Origin of the sequence: Microvirga terrestris, assembly GCF_015694425.1 — a bacterium.
Taxonomy (GTDB): domain Bacteria; phylum Pseudomonadota; class Alphaproteobacteria; order Rhizobiales; family Beijerinckiaceae; genus Microvirga; species Microvirga terrestris.
Window position 1 is genome coordinate 37,976 of sequence record NZ_JADQDN010000010.1, and the last position, 16,779, is coordinate 54,754.

Annotated in this window: 10 protein-coding genes and 1 pseudogene; 5 read left to right on the top strand and 6 right to left on the bottom strand. The window is 63.8% G+C overall.

Going from position 1 to position 16,779, the window contains the following annotated elements:
• Positions 1-171: 171 nt before the first annotated feature.
• Positions 172-1,431, bottom strand: a complete 1,260-nt coding sequence (locus I2H36_RS16690) for an MFS transporter (RefSeq protein ID WP_196265031.1) — start codon at positions 1,429-1,431, stop codon at positions 172-174.
• Positions 1,432-1,546: 115 nt separating this feature from the next.
• Between I2H36_RS16690 and hisN the strand changes: the two genes are divergently transcribed.
• Positions 1,547-2,329, top strand: coding sequence for a histidinol-phosphatase (gene hisN, locus I2H36_RS20190; protein ID WP_343234467.1), 783 nt, complete (start codon positions 1,547-1,549; stop codon positions 2,327-2,329).
• 48 nt (positions 2,330-2,377) lie between these two features.
• On the opposite strand, the pseudogene I2H36_RS16695 reads toward hisN, so the two are convergent.
• Positions 2,378-3,322 (bottom strand): annotated as a pseudogene (locus I2H36_RS16695) (alpha/beta fold hydrolase); the annotation flags it as partial.
• A gap of 192 nt (positions 3,323-3,514) precedes the next feature.
• Between I2H36_RS16695 and I2H36_RS16700 the strand changes: the two are divergent.
• A complete protein-coding gene (locus tag I2H36_RS16700; protein ID WP_036355066.1) occupies positions 3,515-3,973 on the top strand; it encodes an Hsp20 family protein in 459 nt (152 codons plus the stop codon).
• Between the two features lie 167 nt (positions 3,974-4,140).
• Here I2H36_RS16700 and I2H36_RS16705 read toward each other — a convergent pair whose 3' ends face one another.
• Positions 4,141-5,217 carry a threonine aldolase family protein gene (locus I2H36_RS16705; RefSeq protein WP_196265033.1) on the bottom strand — a complete coding sequence of 359 codons (1,077 nt, stop codon included), beginning with the start codon at positions 5,215-5,217 and terminating at the stop codon, positions 4,141-4,143.
• 612 nt (positions 5,218-5,829) lie between these two features.
• Between I2H36_RS16705 and gltB the strand changes: the two genes are divergently transcribed.
• Positions 5,830-10,548, top strand: a complete 4,719-nt coding sequence (gene gltB / locus I2H36_RS16710; protein ID WP_196265034.1) for a glutamate synthase large subunit — start codon at positions 5,830-5,832, stop codon at positions 10,546-10,548.
• Between the two features lie 20 nt (positions 10,549-10,568).
• Entirely contained in the window at positions 10,569-11,990 is a 1,422-nt protein-coding gene (locus I2H36_RS16715; protein WP_196265035.1) for a glutamate synthase subunit beta, read from the top strand.
• A gap of 77 nt (positions 11,991-12,067) precedes the next feature.
• Here the strand turns inward: I2H36_RS16715 and I2H36_RS16720 are convergent, their stop codons facing one another.
• The 3 genes from I2H36_RS16720 to galE form a co-directional block, all read right to left on the bottom strand.
• Positions 12,068-13,324: an SGNH/GDSL hydrolase family protein gene (locus tag I2H36_RS16720; protein WP_196265036.1), complete on the bottom strand. Its 1,257-nt coding sequence runs from the start codon at positions 13,322-13,324 to the stop codon at positions 12,068-12,070.
• Between the two features lie 42 nt (positions 13,325-13,366).
• Entirely contained in the window at positions 13,367-14,584 is a 1,218-nt protein-coding gene (locus I2H36_RS16725) for a lytic murein transglycosylase (protein WP_196265037.1), read from the bottom strand.
• Positions 14,585-14,677: 93 nt separating this feature from the next.
• Positions 14,678-15,664: a UDP-glucose 4-epimerase GalE gene (gene galE, locus I2H36_RS16730; RefSeq protein ID WP_196265038.1), complete on the bottom strand. Its 987-nt coding sequence runs from the start codon at positions 15,662-15,664 to the stop codon at positions 14,678-14,680.
• 214 nt (positions 15,665-15,878) lie between these two features.
• Between galE and galU the strand changes: the two genes are divergently transcribed.
• Positions 15,879-16,745, top strand: a complete 867-nt coding sequence (gene galU / locus I2H36_RS16735) for a UTP--glucose-1-phosphate uridylyltransferase GalU (RefSeq protein ID WP_196265039.1) — start codon at positions 15,879-15,881, stop codon at positions 16,743-16,745.
• Positions 16,746-16,779: the final 34 nt, after the last annotated feature.

Genomic DNA, 16,779 nt, shown 5'->3' on the forward strand with positions numbered 1-16,779 from the left:
CCTCAACGCCTAGCGGTCATACAGGCAAAGAAAAAGGCCACTGTTGCCAGCGGCCCGAAGTTTAGGGAGGAAACGCCCAAGAAGGGCATGCGATAAGGCGACGCCATCGCCATATCGCACTGCAATAATTACGCCGCACCGCACAAATTGCAACTAAAATTTCGCGCTCAGTTATGACTTTGTTGCATATCTGCTCGGATGAGGATCGATGGCTCTGACATAGAAGATCAGGCTGAGCAGAAGGGCTGTCGCTAAAGCGCCGAAGACGAGGCGGTAACCCTCAGGCCGATAAAGGCCCTGCTCCGAGCGCCCCACCAGATCAATAAGCATGCCGGTCACACTCTGGGACAGAAAGGCGCCACCCATCGTACCGATGTTCATCAGGGTAATGCCCCGCCCCGTCAGGGCAGACGGGAACAGCGACTTGCCGTGGCTGGTGAGAATGGGCGTATAGGCGACGAAGAGGCCGAACGGCACGAACCAGAGCGTGGCCCAGGGCTGAGGCAGGGGTACGAACGCCACTACGGCGAGGAGCAGCACCGTCATCGTGCCACCGATGAAAACCGGCTTCTTGTAGCTGCCCCAGAAGCGGTCCATCGCTCCCCATGCCAGCATGCCGCAGATCTGCGCCGAGGCGCCCAGGAGCAGGACATTGCCCCTGGCGGTGAGATCCGCCCCGTGTACATCCGAGAGCCACGGCCCAGCCCAGAGCCCAATGACGGAGGCGAAACAGCCGTATGTGGCCAAGTGCATGAAGAAGACGGGCCAGAAGGAAGGTACCTTCAGGGCAGCCGTCACGCCCCGGAAGGCAGCGCCCCAGGTTTCCTTTGGCTTGCCTGATCCTGCGTCCCGCGGCACAAGAAAAACGATGACCAGGGCAATAGCTACCGTCAGGACGGCGACGGCCAGGAACGAGGCCCGCCAGCCGAAAGCCGCTGCCGAGGCGGCCAGGGGCGCCGTGGCCGCCAGGGTGCCCGTATTGGCTAAGCCCATCTGCAGGCTGGTGAGCCCGGCAAAGCGCTCCGGCGGAAAGCGTCGCGCATAGATCACGAGCGGGGCCATGAAGAAGGTCGAGCAGCCAAGCCCCATCAGCACCCGGGCAGCGATGAGAAGAGAGGCCGACGGGGCGAGTGCAAAGAGGACAGTACCGAGAGCGGTCAGCACGGCCGTCGCCAGCATGGTGCGCTTCGGGCCATAGCGGTCGATCAGGATGCCGATCGGGATCTGGACGGCCGCGAAGGAGAAGAAGAAGGCGCTGGAGAGGAGCCCCGTCTGGGTGGCCGAGAGATCAAGCTCCCGGGCCAAGTCGTTGGCGATGACCCCGATGGAGTTGCGCAGGAATTGGCTGACCGCATAGATCGAGACCAGCGCGGCAATCAGGAACAGGGCCGTTTCCGAGCGGGTCGGGCCGGGCTTGGGCGCAAAATCCATGCGTTCACGATCCTTATTCGCCGCTGCTCTCTTGCCGCGCGACAGGCGCTTGATAAAAGCTCAGCGCAAGCGAGCCAAGGCAGCTCGCCTTATTCTTTCAGGGGATTGGGACGCTATGGCCCTCATCGACTTCACGCATTTCGTCAACGATCTCGCGACCCAGTCCGGCCAAGCGATCCTCCCCTTCTTCCGCACCGCCATCGCGACAGAAGACAAATCCCGCGGCGGCGCCTTCGATCCGGTCACGGAAGCCGACCGGGCGGGTGAGGCGACCATGCGCCACCTCATCAAGCGCAGCTTTCCCACGCACGGCATCATCGGCGAGGAATTCGGCGCCGAGCAGCCGGAGGCCGATTATGTCTGGGTGCTCGATCCCATCGACGGCACCCGAGCCTTCATCGCCGGCCTTCCCACCTGGGGCACGCTGATCGGCCTGACCCACAAGAAGCAGCCTGTCTTCGGCATGATGCATCAGCCCTTCACGGGCGAGCGCTTCTTCGGCGACACCGGCAGCGCCACCTATCTCGGCCCCGGCGGCGAGCGCAAGCTCAAGGTCCGGCGCTGCGCCTCGCTCAAGGATGCGGTGATTTCCACCACGAGCCCGCGCCTGTTCGCCGGTGACGAGCTGCGGGCCTATGACCGGGTGGAGAGCGTGGCCCGCCTCGCCCGCTACGGCTGCGATTGCTACGCCTATTGCATGCTGGCGGCCGGCCATATCGACCTCGTGGTCGAGTCGGGCCTAAAGCCTTACGACATCGCGGCTCTGATCCCGATCATCGAGGGCGCCGGCGGCATCGTCACCGCCTGGGACGGCGGCTCCGCCGCCGAGGGCGGACGCATCGTCGCTGCGGGCGACCGCCGGGTCCACGCCGCGGCCATCGAGCTGCTCAGCCGATAAGCCCACCTCGGCCAGATCGCGCTTTCCGGGGACTACGGGATCGGGCGTGCCCGGGACGAAGGCATCGAAAGCGGCCCAGAACTGCTCCCGGATGACGTCCCGCTCCATGAGGATCTCATGCCGGGCGCCCGGGATGACGATCACACGGCCTGCCTTGAGCCGCGACGCGAAGCGCTCCGTGGCCGGCGTTGCGCAGACCGGATCCGCGCCGGCCGCCACGATCAGCGTGGGCAGGCGGATCTTGATGGCATAGCGCGGATCGGCGAAGCGCTTCATGAACCGGAGCGCACCATCGATCCATGAGACGGTCGGCGCCCCGATAGCCCCAGGCCCGATGGCATGGGCGGCCTCGGCGTTGCGGCCATAGCGCACGGGATCGCCCGTGAGGCGATTGCCCTTGAACGGCATGGTAGAGATGGAGGTCTCACCCCCGCCGGGCACGAACATCTTGCCCATGCCAAAGAGCTTGAGGAATCGCGCGAAGAAGGCCGAGATCCTGGTACGCTTGATGATGCACAAAGCGATCATCGGCGTGGTGGTCACGAGGCGGCGGAAGGGGATCCAGGTCTCGTAGGCCGCGTTCAGGGCAATGGCTCCGCCCATGGAATGGGCGAGGCCGAAATGCGGCTCCGGCATATGCGGCACGAGAATCTGGTCGCGGATCGCCTCAAGGTCGTGACGGTAGTCGGAGAAGCGACGGACATGGCCCTTGCGCGGGTTGCTCACCTGCCGGCCCGAGAGCCCCTGGCCCCTCCAGTCGAAGGTGACGACGGCAAAGCCGCGGTCAAGGAGTTCGCCCACTACCTCGAAGTACTTCTCAATGAACTCCGCTCTGCCCTGCAGGACACAGACCGTGCCCTGCGGCTCCTCGGTCTCCGGCATCCAAGTGGCGGCCCGCAGGGCAATGCCGTCTCGGGTGGTCACGCTGACCAGCTTCGGCTCGCCGGGGACGGGATTGTTGGGGGTGGTGATGAATTCCACAGTGAGGTCCAACTCGGGGTTCCAACTCGAAGACGTGACCTCTTTATAGGGCATCCTGGGCTTAGAAAACGACCCTCTTGAAAGCAATCTTATCCGCTCCCACATCGAGGATGTGCCGGCCCTGATGGCGGCACGACAACCCGGATCCAGCCTATGAAGGTGGATCTTCCCTGACTGCATGTCGCTTCAAGCGGAGGATATGCCATGCGACAGTTTGATCTTGCTCCCCTATACCGCAACACGGTCGGCTTCGACCGTTTGTTCTCGATGCTCGACCAGATGGTCGGCGTCGATGCGGCCCCGAGCTACCCGCCCTATAACATCGAGCGCACCGGCGAGAATGCCTATCGCATTTCGATTGCGGTGGCTGGCTTCACCGATCGCGACCTGACGGTCGAGGTGAAGGAGAACACCCTCTCCGTGCGCGGTGAGCGCAAGCCCTCGGAAGAGCGCAAAGTCGATGTTCTCCACCAGGGCATCGCTGCCCGCAGTTTCGACCGGCGTTTCCAGCTGGCCGATGGCGTGCAGGTGGTTGGCGCAGCCCTCGAGAACGGCCTGCTTCACCTTGATCTCGTGCGCGAGACGCCGGAGGCCAAGAAGCCGAAGCTCATCCCGATTTCCACGAATGCCGCCCAGACCATCGAGGCGCAGAAGGCTGCCTAATCGTCTGACCTATGGCTGAAACGAAGAGCGCCCCGGTTCATGCCGGGGCGCTTTTTATTATTAGTCCTGGTCCTTGGGAAATTCCCGCTGGGGCTGGAGGGCTGCCCCGTCGGTCAAGGGTCTCCTGAGACGACCATTCGCGCGGGAATGCGGCAGGGTTAGGGCAATCACTCCGCGGCCTGGCGCTCTACTCCGGAAGTGGCGATCTCCAGAAGCCTGCGCACATCCTCCTCCTGTGTGGCCCAGGAGGCAACGAGGCGGATCAAAGCTTCGTCTTCTGCGATCTGCTCGCCTTCCGGCAGGCTCAGCTCCGTCCAGGAATTGTAGAGGACGCCGGCAGCCTTGAGCCTCTGGTTCAAGGCTTGCGGAAGGATCGGGAACACCTCGTTGGCCTCGGTCGGCCAGGCGAGACGCACGCCCGGCAGTTGCAGAAGTCCCTCCGACAGAAGCTTGGCCATTCGGTTGGCGTGGCGGGCATTGGCGAGCCAGTGATCGTCCGCGAAGTAGCCCTCGAACTGCGCCGCGATGAGACGCCCCTTGGAGATGATCTGGCCTGCGCGCTTGGAGCGATAATCCAGCGCCTCCGACAACTCGGGCTTGAACACCACGATGGCCTCGGCCATGAGCCCGCCGTTCTTGGTGGCGCCGAATGACAGGATGTCGACACCCTGCTTCCACGTCATCTCGGCCGGGGTGCAGCCAAGGGCCACGAGAGCATTGGCGAAACGTGCGCCATCCATGTGGAAGAACATGCTGTGCTCGCGGCAGACCTGTCCCAGGGCGGCCAACTCATCGGGGCTGTAGACGAGCCCACCTTCGCTCACCTGCGAGATCGAGAGCGCCTTCGGGGGCATCTGCTTCACCGCCTTGGGCAAGCTGCTCAGATAGGCGGCAACTTCATCCGCCTTCAGCTTGGCGCCGACGCCTGGCAGACCGACGAGCTTGGCCCCGTGCATGAAGAATTCCGGCGCCCCGCATTCATCGTCAATGATGTGCGCCTCCCGATGGCAAACGCAGAGGCCATAAGGTGGCACGGCAGACGAGAGGGCAAGCGCATTGGCGGCAGTGCCGGTTGCGGCGAAGAACACGGAGACCTCGCGCTCGAAGAGTTCGCTGAAGCGCGCCCTCACCCGCTTTGAGATCTCGTCGTTCCCATAGGCCGCCATGGCTCCGGCATTGGCCTCCACAATGGCCTGGAGAACGGGAGCGCTGGCGCCCACGATGTTGTCGCTCGCAAAGTTCATCTGTTGTCTCCTCGGGGGCGCACCCTGGCAAAGACGTCCGACATGTCAAGAACATTGACCCATCGGTGGAGACTTTCGTTCTAAGAGCTCCAAAAGCTGCTTTTGTTACATTCCTAGTCGTCAGCTTGTAACTTTCGTCTAAAATTTTTCTAAACCCACTTGTGCCCTGCAACAAACTCTGGCAGGTTGCAGTCATTAGGACAGCGATGCTGTCCCTTTTGGGGTGCCTGCACCCTTTTCTGACGCCCTGGGGTTTTCTTGATGCTTCGCACCACGCGAACGAAACGAGATACCACGAAAGCCGCCCGCAAAGCGTGGGCGGGACGGGCGACTCTGGGCTGAACTCAAGCCCAAAGGATGCCCGCGAGGAGCGGGCTCCCCTGCCGGACCCACCCCTCGAAACCTGAAGAAGCGGCGGGCATCCGGACGATCCGATCATCCGGCCGGCCCAAAAGCCGCCTCAAAGAAAAGCGCATCGTGCGGAAAAGTGGACCCGGTTTTCCGATCCACGCGATGCGCAAACTAGAAACGGAGCATCGGGTTGGTCCCAAAAGTGCAAATCCACTTTTGGGCCCGATGCTCGGAAGACGCGTTCGGATGTAAGGATCTGCCATGAGCGACGTGCCGACCAGGAGCCTGGAAGCCCAAGTGCCAAGCCGCACGGCCAATGCCGCGGATACGGTCAAATTCGTGCGCGATCCGGGACTGCCCGCAGCCCAGGGCCTCTACGACCCTTCGAACGAGCAGGATTCCTGCGGTGTCGGCTTTATCGCCGATATGAAGAACCGCAAGTCGCATGACATCGTCGAGCAGGGTCTGTCGATCCTGCACAACCTCGACCATCGCGGCGCGGTGGGCGCCGACCCCAAGATGGGCGACGGCTGCGGCATCCTGGTGCAGATCCCGCACAAGTTCTTCGCGGCGGAGTGCGCCAAGATCGGCATCTGGCTGCCCGAGGCCGGCCAATACGGCGCCGGTCACCTATTCATGCCCCGCGATCCGGAGGGCCTCAAGCTCGTCGAGGAGATCGTCACCAAGGCGATCACCGACGAAGGCCTGCAGGTTCTGGGCTGGCGCGACGTGCCGGTGGATTCCAGCGACCTCGGCGAGAGCGTGAAGGCGACCGAGCCCTTGCACCGGCAGATCTTCGTCGGCAAGGGTAAGGGGATGGATGATGCCGAGACTTTCGAGCGCCGCCTGTTCATCGCCCGCAAGGTGATCTCCAACGCCGTCTACGACATGAAGGACCAGCGCACGGCGGGCTATTACCCGGTCAGTCTGTCCTCGCGCACCATCGTCTACAAGGGCATGGTGCTGGTCACGCAACTGCGCGACTACTACCTCGACCTGCAGGATCCGCGCTTCGAGAGCGCTATCGCTCTCGTGCACCAGCGCTTCGCCACCAACACCTTCCCGACCTGGCAGCTCGCGCACCCCTATCGCATGGTCGCGCATAATGGCGAGATCAACACGCTGCGCGGCAACGTGAACTGGATGGCGGCCCGCCAAGCCTCTGTCGATTCCGAACTCTTCGGTAACGACATCTCGAAGCTGTGGCCGATCTCCTACGAGGGCCAGTCCGACACGGCCTGCTTCGACAATGCCCTCGAATTCCTGGTGCGCGGCGGCTACACGCTCTCGCATGCCATGATGATGCTGATCCCGGAAGCATGGGCCGGCAACCCGCTCATGAACGACGATCGGCGCGCCTTCTACGAGTATCACGCTGCCCTCATGGAGCCGTGGGACGGCCCCGCCGCCGTGTGCTTCACCGACGGCAAGCAGATCGGCGCGACGCTCGACCGCAACGGCCTGCGCCCGGCACGCTATCTCGTGACCGATGACGGCCTCGTGGTGCTGGCCTCCGAAATGGGCGTGCTGCCGATCCCGGAAGAGAAGATCGTCGAGAAGTGGCGCCTGCAGCCGGGCAAGATGCTCCTCATCGATCTGGAAGAAGGCCGCATCGTCTCCGACGATGAGATCAAGCAGCAGCTCTCCAATGCGCACCCCTACAAGGAGTGGCTCAAGCGCACGCAGATCGTGCTGGAAGACCTGAAGCCTGTGCAGGCCAGAGAGTCCCGCACGGACGTGTCGCTCCTCGATCGTCAGCAGGCCTTCGGCTACACGACGGAAGACCTGAAGCTCCTCATGCAGCCCATGGCCGTGACCGGCCAGGAGGCGGTCGGCTCCATGGGATCGGACACGCCGATCTCCGCGCTCTCCGACAAGTCGAAGCTCCTCTACACCTATTTCAAGCAGAACTTCGCCCAAGTGACGAACCCGCCGATCGATCCGATCCGCGAAGAGCTCGTCATGAGCCTCGTGTCCTTCATTGGTCCGCGCCCGAACATCCTCGACCTCGAGGGCACCTCGCGCCGCAAGCGCCTTGAGGTGCGCCAGCCGATCCTGACCAACGCGGACCTGGAGAAGATCCGCTGCATCGGCCATTTCGAGGACCGCTTCGACACCAAGACCCTCGACATCACCTATGATGCGGAGCTCGGCGCGTCGGCTCTCGACGGCGCGGTCGACCGGCTCTGCGACCGCGCGGAAGCGGCGGTGCATGGCGGCTACAACATCATCATCCTGTCGGACCGCATGGTGGGCCCGGATCGCATTCCGATCCCAGCGCTGCTCGCCACCGCGGCCGTGCATAACTACCTCATCCGCAAGGGGCTTCGCACCTCGGTCGGCCTCGTGGTGGAGAGCGGCGAGCCGCGCGAGATCCATCACTTCGCCTGTTTGGCCGGCTACGGCGCGGAGGCGATCAATCCTTATCTGGCCTTCGACACCATCGCGGCCATGCGTGAGGCCGGCGAGCTGCCTGAAGAGGTGGACGCCGACGAGGCAGTCAAGCGCTACATCAAGTCCATCGGCAAGGGTCTGCTCAAGGTGATGTCCAAGATGGGCATCTCCACTTATCAGTCGTACTGCGGCGCGCAGATCTTCGACGCGGTCGGCCTGCGTTCCGACTTCGTGGCGCGGGACTTCTTCGGCACGGCCACCACCATCGAAGGCATCGGCATGGACGAGGTGGCCGAGGAGAACGTGCGCCGCCACCGCGACGCCTTTGGCGACGCTCCCATCTACCGCAATGCGCTCGATGTGGGCGGCGAATACGCCTACCGGACGCGCGGCGAGGTGCATGCGTGGAACCCGGACACGGTCGCCACGCTGCAGCACGCCGTGCGCCTCAACGCGCAGGACCGCTACCGCGAATATGCCCGCCTCGTGAACGAGCAGGATAACGAGCTCAAGACCATCCGCGGCCTCTTCCGCATCAGGAAGGCTGAGGAGACAGGACGTGTGCCCGTTCCGCTGAACGAGGTCGAGACCGCACAGGAGATTGTGAAGCGCTTCTCCACCGGCGCCATGTCCTTCGGATCGATCTCCAAGGAAGCTCACGAGACACTGGCGCTTGCCATGAATGCCATCGGCGGCAAGTCGAACACCGGCGAAGGCGGCGAGGAGCCGGAGCGTTTCCGTCCGCTGGCGAACGGCATGTCCAAGCGCTCGGCGATCAAGCAAGTGGCTTCCGGCCGCTTCGGCGTAACGACCGAATATCTCGTCAATGCCGACATGATGCAGATCAAGGTCGCGCAAGGCGCCAAGCCCGGTGAGGGTGGGCAGCTGCCCGGCCACAAGGTCGATGCCAAAATTGCCCGTGTGCGCCACTCGACTCCCGGCGTCGGCCTCATCTCGCCGCCGCCGCACCACGACATCTACTCCATCGAGGATCTGGCACAGCTGATCTTCGACCTGAAGAACGTGAACCCCTCGGCCGACGTGTCGGTAAAGCTCGTGGCGGAAGTCGGCGTCGGCACAGTGGCGGCGGGCGTCGCCAAGGCACGGGCCGATCACATCACGATCTCCGGGTTCGAGGGGGGCACGGGTGCTTCGCCCCTCACCTCCCTCAAGCATGCGGGCTCGCCCTGGGAGATCGGCCTCGCCGAGACCCAGCAGACCCTGGTGCTCAACCGCCTGCGCGGTCGCGTGGCGCTCCAGGCCGATGGCGGCCTGCGCACGGGCCGCGACGTGGTGATCGCGGCGCTGCTCGGCGCCGACGAATACGGCTTCTCGACCGCGCCGCTGATTGCGGCCGGGTGCATCATGATGCGCAAGTGCCATCTCAACACCTGCCCGGTCGGCGTGGCCACGCAGGATCCTGTCCTGCGCAAGCGTTTCAAGGGCCTGCCCGAGCATGTCATCAACTACTTCTTCTTCGTCGCCGAGGAAGTGCGCGAGCTGATGGCCGAGATGGGCTTTCGCACGATTGACGAGATGATCGGCCAGTCCGATCTCCTCGACAAGAACGGCGCGATCAATCACTGGAAGGCGAAGGGTCTCGATTTCACGAAGCTCTTCCACAAGCCCGAAGTGCCCGCGAACGTGGCGATCCGCCATCTGGAGCGTCAGGTTCATCCGATTGCCAATGTGCTCGACCGCGATTTCATCGCGCAGGCAGGAAACGCACTGGAGAGCGGCGAGGCCGTCACCATCGAGTCGAAGGTGAAGAGCTCCGACCGGACGGTGGGCGCCATGCTCTCGGGTGAAGTGGCAAAGCGTTACGGCCACGAGGGCCTGCCCGACGACACGATCACCGTGAAGCTCAATGGCACAGCGGGCCAGAGCTTCGGCGCGTGGCTGGCGGCCGGCGTGACCCTCAACTTAGAAGGTGAAGCCAACGACTATGTCGGCAAGGGCCTGTCGGGCGGCAAGATCATCATCAGCCCGTCCTCTGCCTCGAAGGCTCTGCCTGAGAACTCTATCGTCGTTGGCAACACGGTAATGTACGGGGCGATTGCCGGCGAAGCCTATTTCCGCGGTGTGGCGGGCGAGCGCTTCGCCGTGCGCAACTCAGGCGCCATCGCGGTGGTCGAGGGCACGGGCGATCACGGCTGCGAATACATGACCGGCGGCCTCGTGGTGGTGCTCGGCCAGACCGGCCGCAACTTCGCGGCGGGCATGTCGGGCGGCATCGCCTATGTGCTCGACGAAGACGGCACGTTCACCAAGCGCTGCAACCTGTCCATGGTCGATCTCGAACCCGTCGAGGAGGAGGAGGACCTGATGCGTCGCCTTCACCACCACGGCGGCGATCTGGAGACCAAGGGCCGCATCGACATCATGGCCAACATGTCCGGTCCCGATGAAGAGCGCCTGATGCAGCTCATCACCAACCACCACACCTACACGGGCTCGACGCGCGCCAAGGAAATCCTCGACAACTGGACGACCTACCGCACCAAGTTCGTGAAGGTCATGCCGGTCGAGTATCGCCGCGCGCTCCAGGAGATGGATCGTCTCCGGACCCTGCAGGCGGCGGAATAAGGATTGTAAGGGGCAAACCCATGGGCAAGGTCACAGGCTTTCTCGAATACGACCGGCAGGAGCAGAAGTATCAGCTCGCCGGTGAGCGCGTGCGCCACTTCCGCGAGTTCACGCTGCCGCTCGACACCAACGATCTGCGCAAGCAGGCGGGGCGCTGCATGGATTGCGGCATCCCGTTCTGCCACGGGCCGACGGGCTGCCCGGTGCACAACCAGATCCCCGACTGGAACGATCTCGTCTGGTCCGACGATTGGGAGGAGGCTGCGCGCAACCTCCACACCACCAACAACTTCCCCGAATTCACGGGCCGCATCTGTCCGGCGCCGTGCGAGGAAGCCTGCACGCTCAATCTCGAAAACCAGCCGGTCACCATCAAGACCATTGAGCAGGCCATCGCCGACAAGGCATGGGAGATGGGCTTTGTGAAGCCGGAGCCGGCGGAGATTCAGACCGGCAAGCGCGTGGCCGTGATCGGTTCAGGCCCCGCCGGCATGGCGGCGGCCCAGCAACTCGCCCGCGCGGGTCACGAGGTGCATGTATTCGAGCGTCAGGCCAAGCCCGGCGGGCTGCTGCGCTACGGCATTCCGGACTTCAAGATGGAGAAGTATCACATCGAACGGCGCGTGAAGCAGATGGAAGCCGAGGGCGTGATCTTCCATTGCGGCGTCAATATCGGCGTCGACCGCAGCTTCGCCTCGCTCCACAACGAGTTCGACGCGGTGTTGTTCGCCGGCGGCGCCGAGGATCCGCGCAATCCGAACCTGCCGGGGCAGGATCTTGCCGGCGTTTATTATGCGATGCCGTATCTCACGCAGTCCAACCAGCGCGTCAACGGTGAGGATGTGACGGACGAGCCGATCCTCGCGGGTGGCAAGCATGTGGTGGTGATCGGCGGCGGCGACACTGCCTCCGACTGTGTCGGCACCGCGTTCCGCCAAGGCGCGCTCTCCGTGACGCAGCTCGATATCCGCCCCAAGCCTCCGGAGCGGGAGGACAAGCTCACCGTGTGGCCCTACTGGCCCACCAAGATGCGCACCTCCTCGTCTCAAGCCGAAGGCGCTGAGCGCGAATTCCAGGCGGCGACGCTCGGCGTCGTCGGCAAGAAGGGCCGCGTCTCTGGCGTGCAATGCGCCCGTGTGGACGAGAAGCGCCAGCCCATTCCCGGCAGCGAGTTCATCTTGAAAGCCGACCTTGTCTTCATCGCCATCGGCTTTGCCGGCTCGGTGAAGGAAGGTCTGCTGGAGCAGTCGGGCGTCGCCATGGACCGTCGCGGCAACGTGGTGGCCGACGACCGGAGTTACAGAACGTCGAACGACAAGGTTTTTGTCGCCGGTGACATGCGGCGCGGCCAGTCGCTGGTGGTGTGGGCGATCCGCGAAGGCCGTCAGGCCGCCCGCTCCATCGACACCTTCCTAATGGGCTCCAGCACCCTGCCGGCCTAATCAAACGATCTTCCATGAAATGGAAAAGCGGCGGCTCACCTCGGGATGAGCCGCCGTTTACCTTTGCAGACCTGTCCCTATGGATTGGGCCAGCGGAAGTCATCCGCCCGGCCGGGGCGTGAGCTGGGGGCGATTCCGACCCGCAGCGCGCGCTGAACCGGGTAGGCATGGTCGCCGGTGAGCTTCGGCGGCGCCGCCACGAGGGTGCCTCCCGGCGCAACGTCCTGGCGGGTCAACGGCAGAACCGGACCGACCAGCGGTTTCTGCGGCAGAGCGATCGGAGCGGCGGCATCCGGCGGAAGCGGCACGGCCATCTCGATGGTCGGGGCGGCCGAGCCATCGGCAGGCGTGATCTGTGCGGGAGCCGGCGTGGCCGCCGTCGCTGTTCCACCCATGCCCAGGACCCGCTTGATTTCCGTATCGGCGAAGAAGGCCACCTTCCGAGCACCGGCCCGGGTGAAGAACACACCCTCGTTGGTCCGAAGCTTGGTCGGATCCCCATCCACATCCGGGCCGATATCGGTGTAGCGGTTATCTTCGTCCACGAAGCCCGGCCAGATATCCACATAGACGCCGCCGTTGCGCTGGACGCTCTCCTTGTAGATCTCGTTCATGGCGACGAGATCCTCGGAAATCTTGCTGTTCTTCATGGGCGGCAGGCCGACCCACACGAAAGGAACCTTGCGCTCCTTCAGAACACCCGTGATCGCATCGACGCGCTGACGGTAGAGTTCCTTCCAGCGGTCGGACAGGGGCTCTACGCTGTTCTCACCGTCCCGGATTGACTGCCGGTCGCTCGTGCCCAGCATGACGACTGCGATGGAAGTTTTCTGCCCGCCGTCGAGGGTGGCCCTGATGAAGTTGGGCCAGTCGGCCGGGTCAGAGCGAACGAGGTTCGTGTCGCTTCTGACCTTGGAGACGACCGCAATGTCCTGATCGTCGCTGAAATGGGCATCAAGCCCTTGCCGGGCATAGCCCGCCAGCGCGTCGCCGAACACCACCACATGGGTACTCGGATTGACCTTCGGCTTTTCCTGCTTGGCGACGGCCGCCGGCGGCGGGGCGGACCGGCGGGGTCTCGAAACAGGCGCCCGCGCCGGCGGCGGGGGCTCCTCTTGAGCACCGAAAAAGCGCCTGAGGCTGAAGCCCTGCTGCGGCTGGGGCTGTGCCGGCTGCACGAGCTTTCCAGGGTAATAGCCGGGCGGATAAGCCCGCGGATCCCGGTAGCCCGGCTGCTGCTGGTAGTAGCCGGACTGCGCCGAGGCCGCATCGATCCCGCCCGCCATCAGGAGCAGGACTAGGGTCAGAGGGCGAAGAATCGGCACGAATTTCATAGGCGGTTCCATTTTGGTCCGGACCGGCCTGGGGTAGCTCCGTCAGCGGGTCGCGCGCAGTTCGCGTAAGACAGCATAATCCGCATAGCCGTCCGGGATCAAACCACGCCGAAGCTGGAAGTTCCGCACGGCCTCCCGGGTCTTGGAGCCGAACTTGCCGTCCGCATCGCCCTCATAGAAGCCGAGGCGAACCAGGCGCTCCTGCAATTCCTGACGCTGATCCTTGTCCAGCATGGGCTCCTTGGGCCAGGCAGCCTGGATCGGCTGCCCGCCCATGAGGCGGTCGCCGAGATGCGCCACGCCCATGGCATAGGCGTCCGACGAATTGTAGGTCTTGATCACGTCGTAGTTCTTGGTGACCAGGAAGGCCGGCCCGCCTGCCCCGCCCGGCAGGAACAGGGAGGCCTCGCCCGCCCGCGGCATGGCCTTGCCGTCGGCCCGGCGCAGGCCGAGCGTCTGCCATTGGGCGAAGTTCAGCTTCAGGTAGCGGAAGTCAAAGCCCTTCGGCAGTTGCACCTCGAAGCCCCAGGGTAGCCCCGGCTCCCAGCCCTGCTTGCGCAGGTAATTGGCCGTGGACGCCATGGCATCCGGCACCGACGACCAGATGTCCCGCACTCCGTCCCGGTTGCCGTCGACGGCGTATTTCATGAAGCTCGAAGGCATGAACTGGGTCTGGCCCATGGCACCCGCCCAGGAGCCCAGCATCTTGGAGCGGTCCACATGGTCCTGCTCCAGGATCTGGAGCGCGGTAAGCAGTTCCTCTCGGAAAAAGTCGGCGCGATAGCCCGTATAGGCCAGCGTGGACAGCGCCCGAATGGCATAGATCGAGCCGGTGAAGCTGCCGTAATTGGTTTCCATGCCCCAGACGCCGAGCACCACGGCGGGCGGAACGCCGTAGGTCTTCTCCACGGCCGCGAGCGTCTTCGACCACTCGGCGGCCATGTCCCGCCCGCGATTGAGGCGCTCCGTGGAGATGGAGCCGTTGATGTAGTCCCAGATCGGCCGGACGAACTCGGATTGCTTCTTGGTGAGCGCGATGATCTTGGCATCAGGCTCGATGCCTTGGAAGGCCTCGTTGAAGGTTGCTTGAGAGATGCCCCGCACCCGGGCCTCGAGCCAGAGCCCCTGCACGAAGCGCTGGAACCCGGCCTGGGACACCTCCTGCGCCTGAACAGGCAGTGCCAGAAGCTCCACACCGGCGGTGAGGCTCAAACCGAGAAGGAGGGCGCCGGACAGGCGGCGCACCAGAATCTGGCGCATAGGGGTCGCTCGCGGAAACAGGACAGATCGTCCTGCCATTGCGACACTACGAGAGTTAACAGCAGGTTGACACCTAGCCTTATAGGTAGGGTCCTATGCGGCTTTTCGACCCGCCAGCGCCTGCTCCCAGCGTAATGCCTGGTCAACGATGGCCTCCAGATCGTTATGCTGGGGTGTCCAGCCGAGCTCACGAATCCGGTCGACCTTCGCCACGAGCTGGGCCGGATCGCCGGGCCGGCGCGGGCTCAGGCGGACCTCGAAATCGACGCCCGAGACCCGTTTGACGACATCCACGACCTCCAGAACAGAGGCGCCATGGCCGTAGCCGCAATTCATGATCGTACAGTCTCCGCCACTGCGGAGGTGTTGCAAGGCCACGAGATGAGCGCGAGCCAAATCGTTGACCTGGATGTAATCGCGCACGCAGGTGCCGTCCGAGGTCTCATAATCCGTTCCGAACACGTCGAGATGGGGCCGCTGGCCGAGTGCGGCTTGAGCCGCCACCTTGATGAGATGGGTCGCCTGCGGAGTCGACTGGCCGGAGCGGCCCTTGGGGTCGGCACCGGCAACGTTGAAATAGCGCAGGATGGCATAGCGCAGGCCGTGGGCCGTGTGGGCATCCTGCAGCATCCACTCGGACATGAGCTTGCTGCGGCCATAAGGGTTGATCGGCACGAGCGGCATGTCCTCGGTCAGAAAGGGCGCTTGCGGGTTGCCGTAGACGGCGGCCGTGGACGAGAAGACGAAGTTCCTGATGCCCTTCTGGACCGCCGTCTCAATGAGTGCCCGGGTCTTCACGGTGTTGTTGAAGTAGTAGCCCAGCGGGTCGGTGACGGATTCCGGCACGACGATCTTGGCGGCGAAATGCAGGATGCTGTCGATGCCGTGCTCGTCGATGAGGCTGGACACGAGGGCCTGATCGCTCACGTCGCCGGTGACGAAGGCTGCCTCCTGTGGAACCGCCCAGCGGAAGCCCGTCGACAGGTTGTCGAGCACGACCACGGTCTCGCCTGCATCCAGAAGCTCGAGTACCATGTGGCTGCCGATATAGCCCGCGCCGCCCGTCACCAGAACCGCCATGTCCATCTCTCCGAAAACCCGCTCCGCTCGGCGGGTTAACCACAACGCTTCAGCTTCAATTCAGGTCCGGGCCTTCAATGAAGAAGCGCTATTGATGAAACAAGGCGGGGCACAGCGCGTTATGGGTCACCGAAGCTTGACCTTTGTCGGTTTCCTTTTCCGGGTCCTGTCTTAGATTATCCTTCCACCTTTCTGCTCACTCATGGCTCATTCGATGAAGCGTATCCGCAAAGCAGTCCTGCCTGTCGCCGGCCTCGGCACCCGTTTCCTGCCCGCCACCAAGGCCGTGCCCAAGGAGATGCTGTGCGTCGTCGACCGTCCCGTGGTGCAGCACGTGGTCGATGAGGCGCGCGCCGCCGGGATCGAGCACTTCATTTTCGTCACCGGCCGCAACAAGGCCGTGATCGAGGATCATTTCGACATTGCCTACGAACTCAACCGCACTCTTGAAGGACGCGGTAAGACCAAGGAGCTGGAGACCCTGTCCAAGGATCAGCCCCAGGCCGGCCAGACCAGCTTTACGCGCCAGCAAGAGCCTCTGGGCCTCGGCCATGCTGTCTGGTGCGCCCGGGAGTTGGTGGGCGACGAGCCCTTCGCGGTGATCCTGCCCGACATGCTCAGCCGCGGGTCCATGGAGCAGATGATCGCGGCTTATGACAAGCACGGCGGCAACATCATCGCCGTGGAGGAAGTGCCCGAGGACCAGACCCATCAATACGGCATCGTCTCGGTTGGCCAGGAATTCGGCCAGACCTTCGAGATCACCGGCATGGTGGAGAAGCCCCCGAAGGGCACCGCCCCGTCGAACTACATCATCTCCGGCCGCTACATCCTGCAGCCCGAGGTCTTCGACCTGCTCTCCACGCAGGAGCGCGGCGCGGGCAACGAGATCCAGCTCACGGATTCCATGATCCGCCTGATGAAGGAGCAACCCTTCTTCGGCATGAAGTACCAGGGCAAGACCTACGACACGGGCTCGAAGATCGGCTTCCTCATGGCCAACGTGGCCTATGCCCTCGAGCGCGAGGAGCTCTCGGCGGAGTTCCGTAGGGAGCTCGAAGCCCTGCTCCGGCAGAAGTAGGCGACCTCAGGGTTCCGCTGAAGGGTTTCGTATG

What these genes read in the sequence shown, in the direction of transcription:
- I2H36_RS16690 (WP_196265031.1), bottom strand. Translation starts at nt 1,431, where the DNA reads ATGGATTTTGCGCCCAAGCCCGGCCCGACCCGCTCGGAAACGGCCCTG.
- hisN (WP_343234467.1), top strand. Translation starts at nt 1,547, where the DNA reads ATGGCCCTCATCGACTTCACGCATTTCGTCAACGATCTCGCGACCCAG.
- I2H36_RS16700 (WP_036355066.1), top strand. Translation starts at nt 3,515, where the DNA reads ATGCGACAGTTTGATCTTGCTCCCCTATACCGCAACACGGTCGGCTTC.
- I2H36_RS16705 (WP_196265033.1), bottom strand. Translation starts at nt 5,217, where the DNA reads ATGAACTTTGCGAGCGACAACATCGTGGGCGCCAGCGCTCCCGTTCTC.
- gltB (WP_196265034.1), top strand. Translation starts at nt 5,830, where the DNA reads ATGAGCGACGTGCCGACCAGGAGCCTGGAAGCCCAAGTGCCAAGCCGC.
- I2H36_RS16715 (WP_196265035.1), top strand. Translation starts at nt 10,569, where the DNA reads ATGGGCAAGGTCACAGGCTTTCTCGAATACGACCGGCAGGAGCAGAAG.
- I2H36_RS16720 (WP_196265036.1), bottom strand. Translation starts at nt 13,324, where the DNA reads ATGAAATTCGTGCCGATTCTTCGCCCTCTGACCCTAGTCCTGCTCCTG.
- I2H36_RS16725 (WP_196265037.1), bottom strand. Translation starts at nt 14,584, where the DNA reads ATGCGCCAGATTCTGGTGCGCCGCCTGTCCGGCGCCCTCCTTCTCGGT.
- galE (WP_196265038.1), bottom strand. Translation starts at nt 15,664, where the DNA reads ATGGCGGTTCTGGTGACGGGCGGCGCGGGCTATATCGGCAGCCACATG.
- galU (WP_196265039.1), top strand. Translation starts at nt 15,879, where the DNA reads ATGAAGCGTATCCGCAAAGCAGTCCTGCCTGTCGCCGGCCTCGGCACC.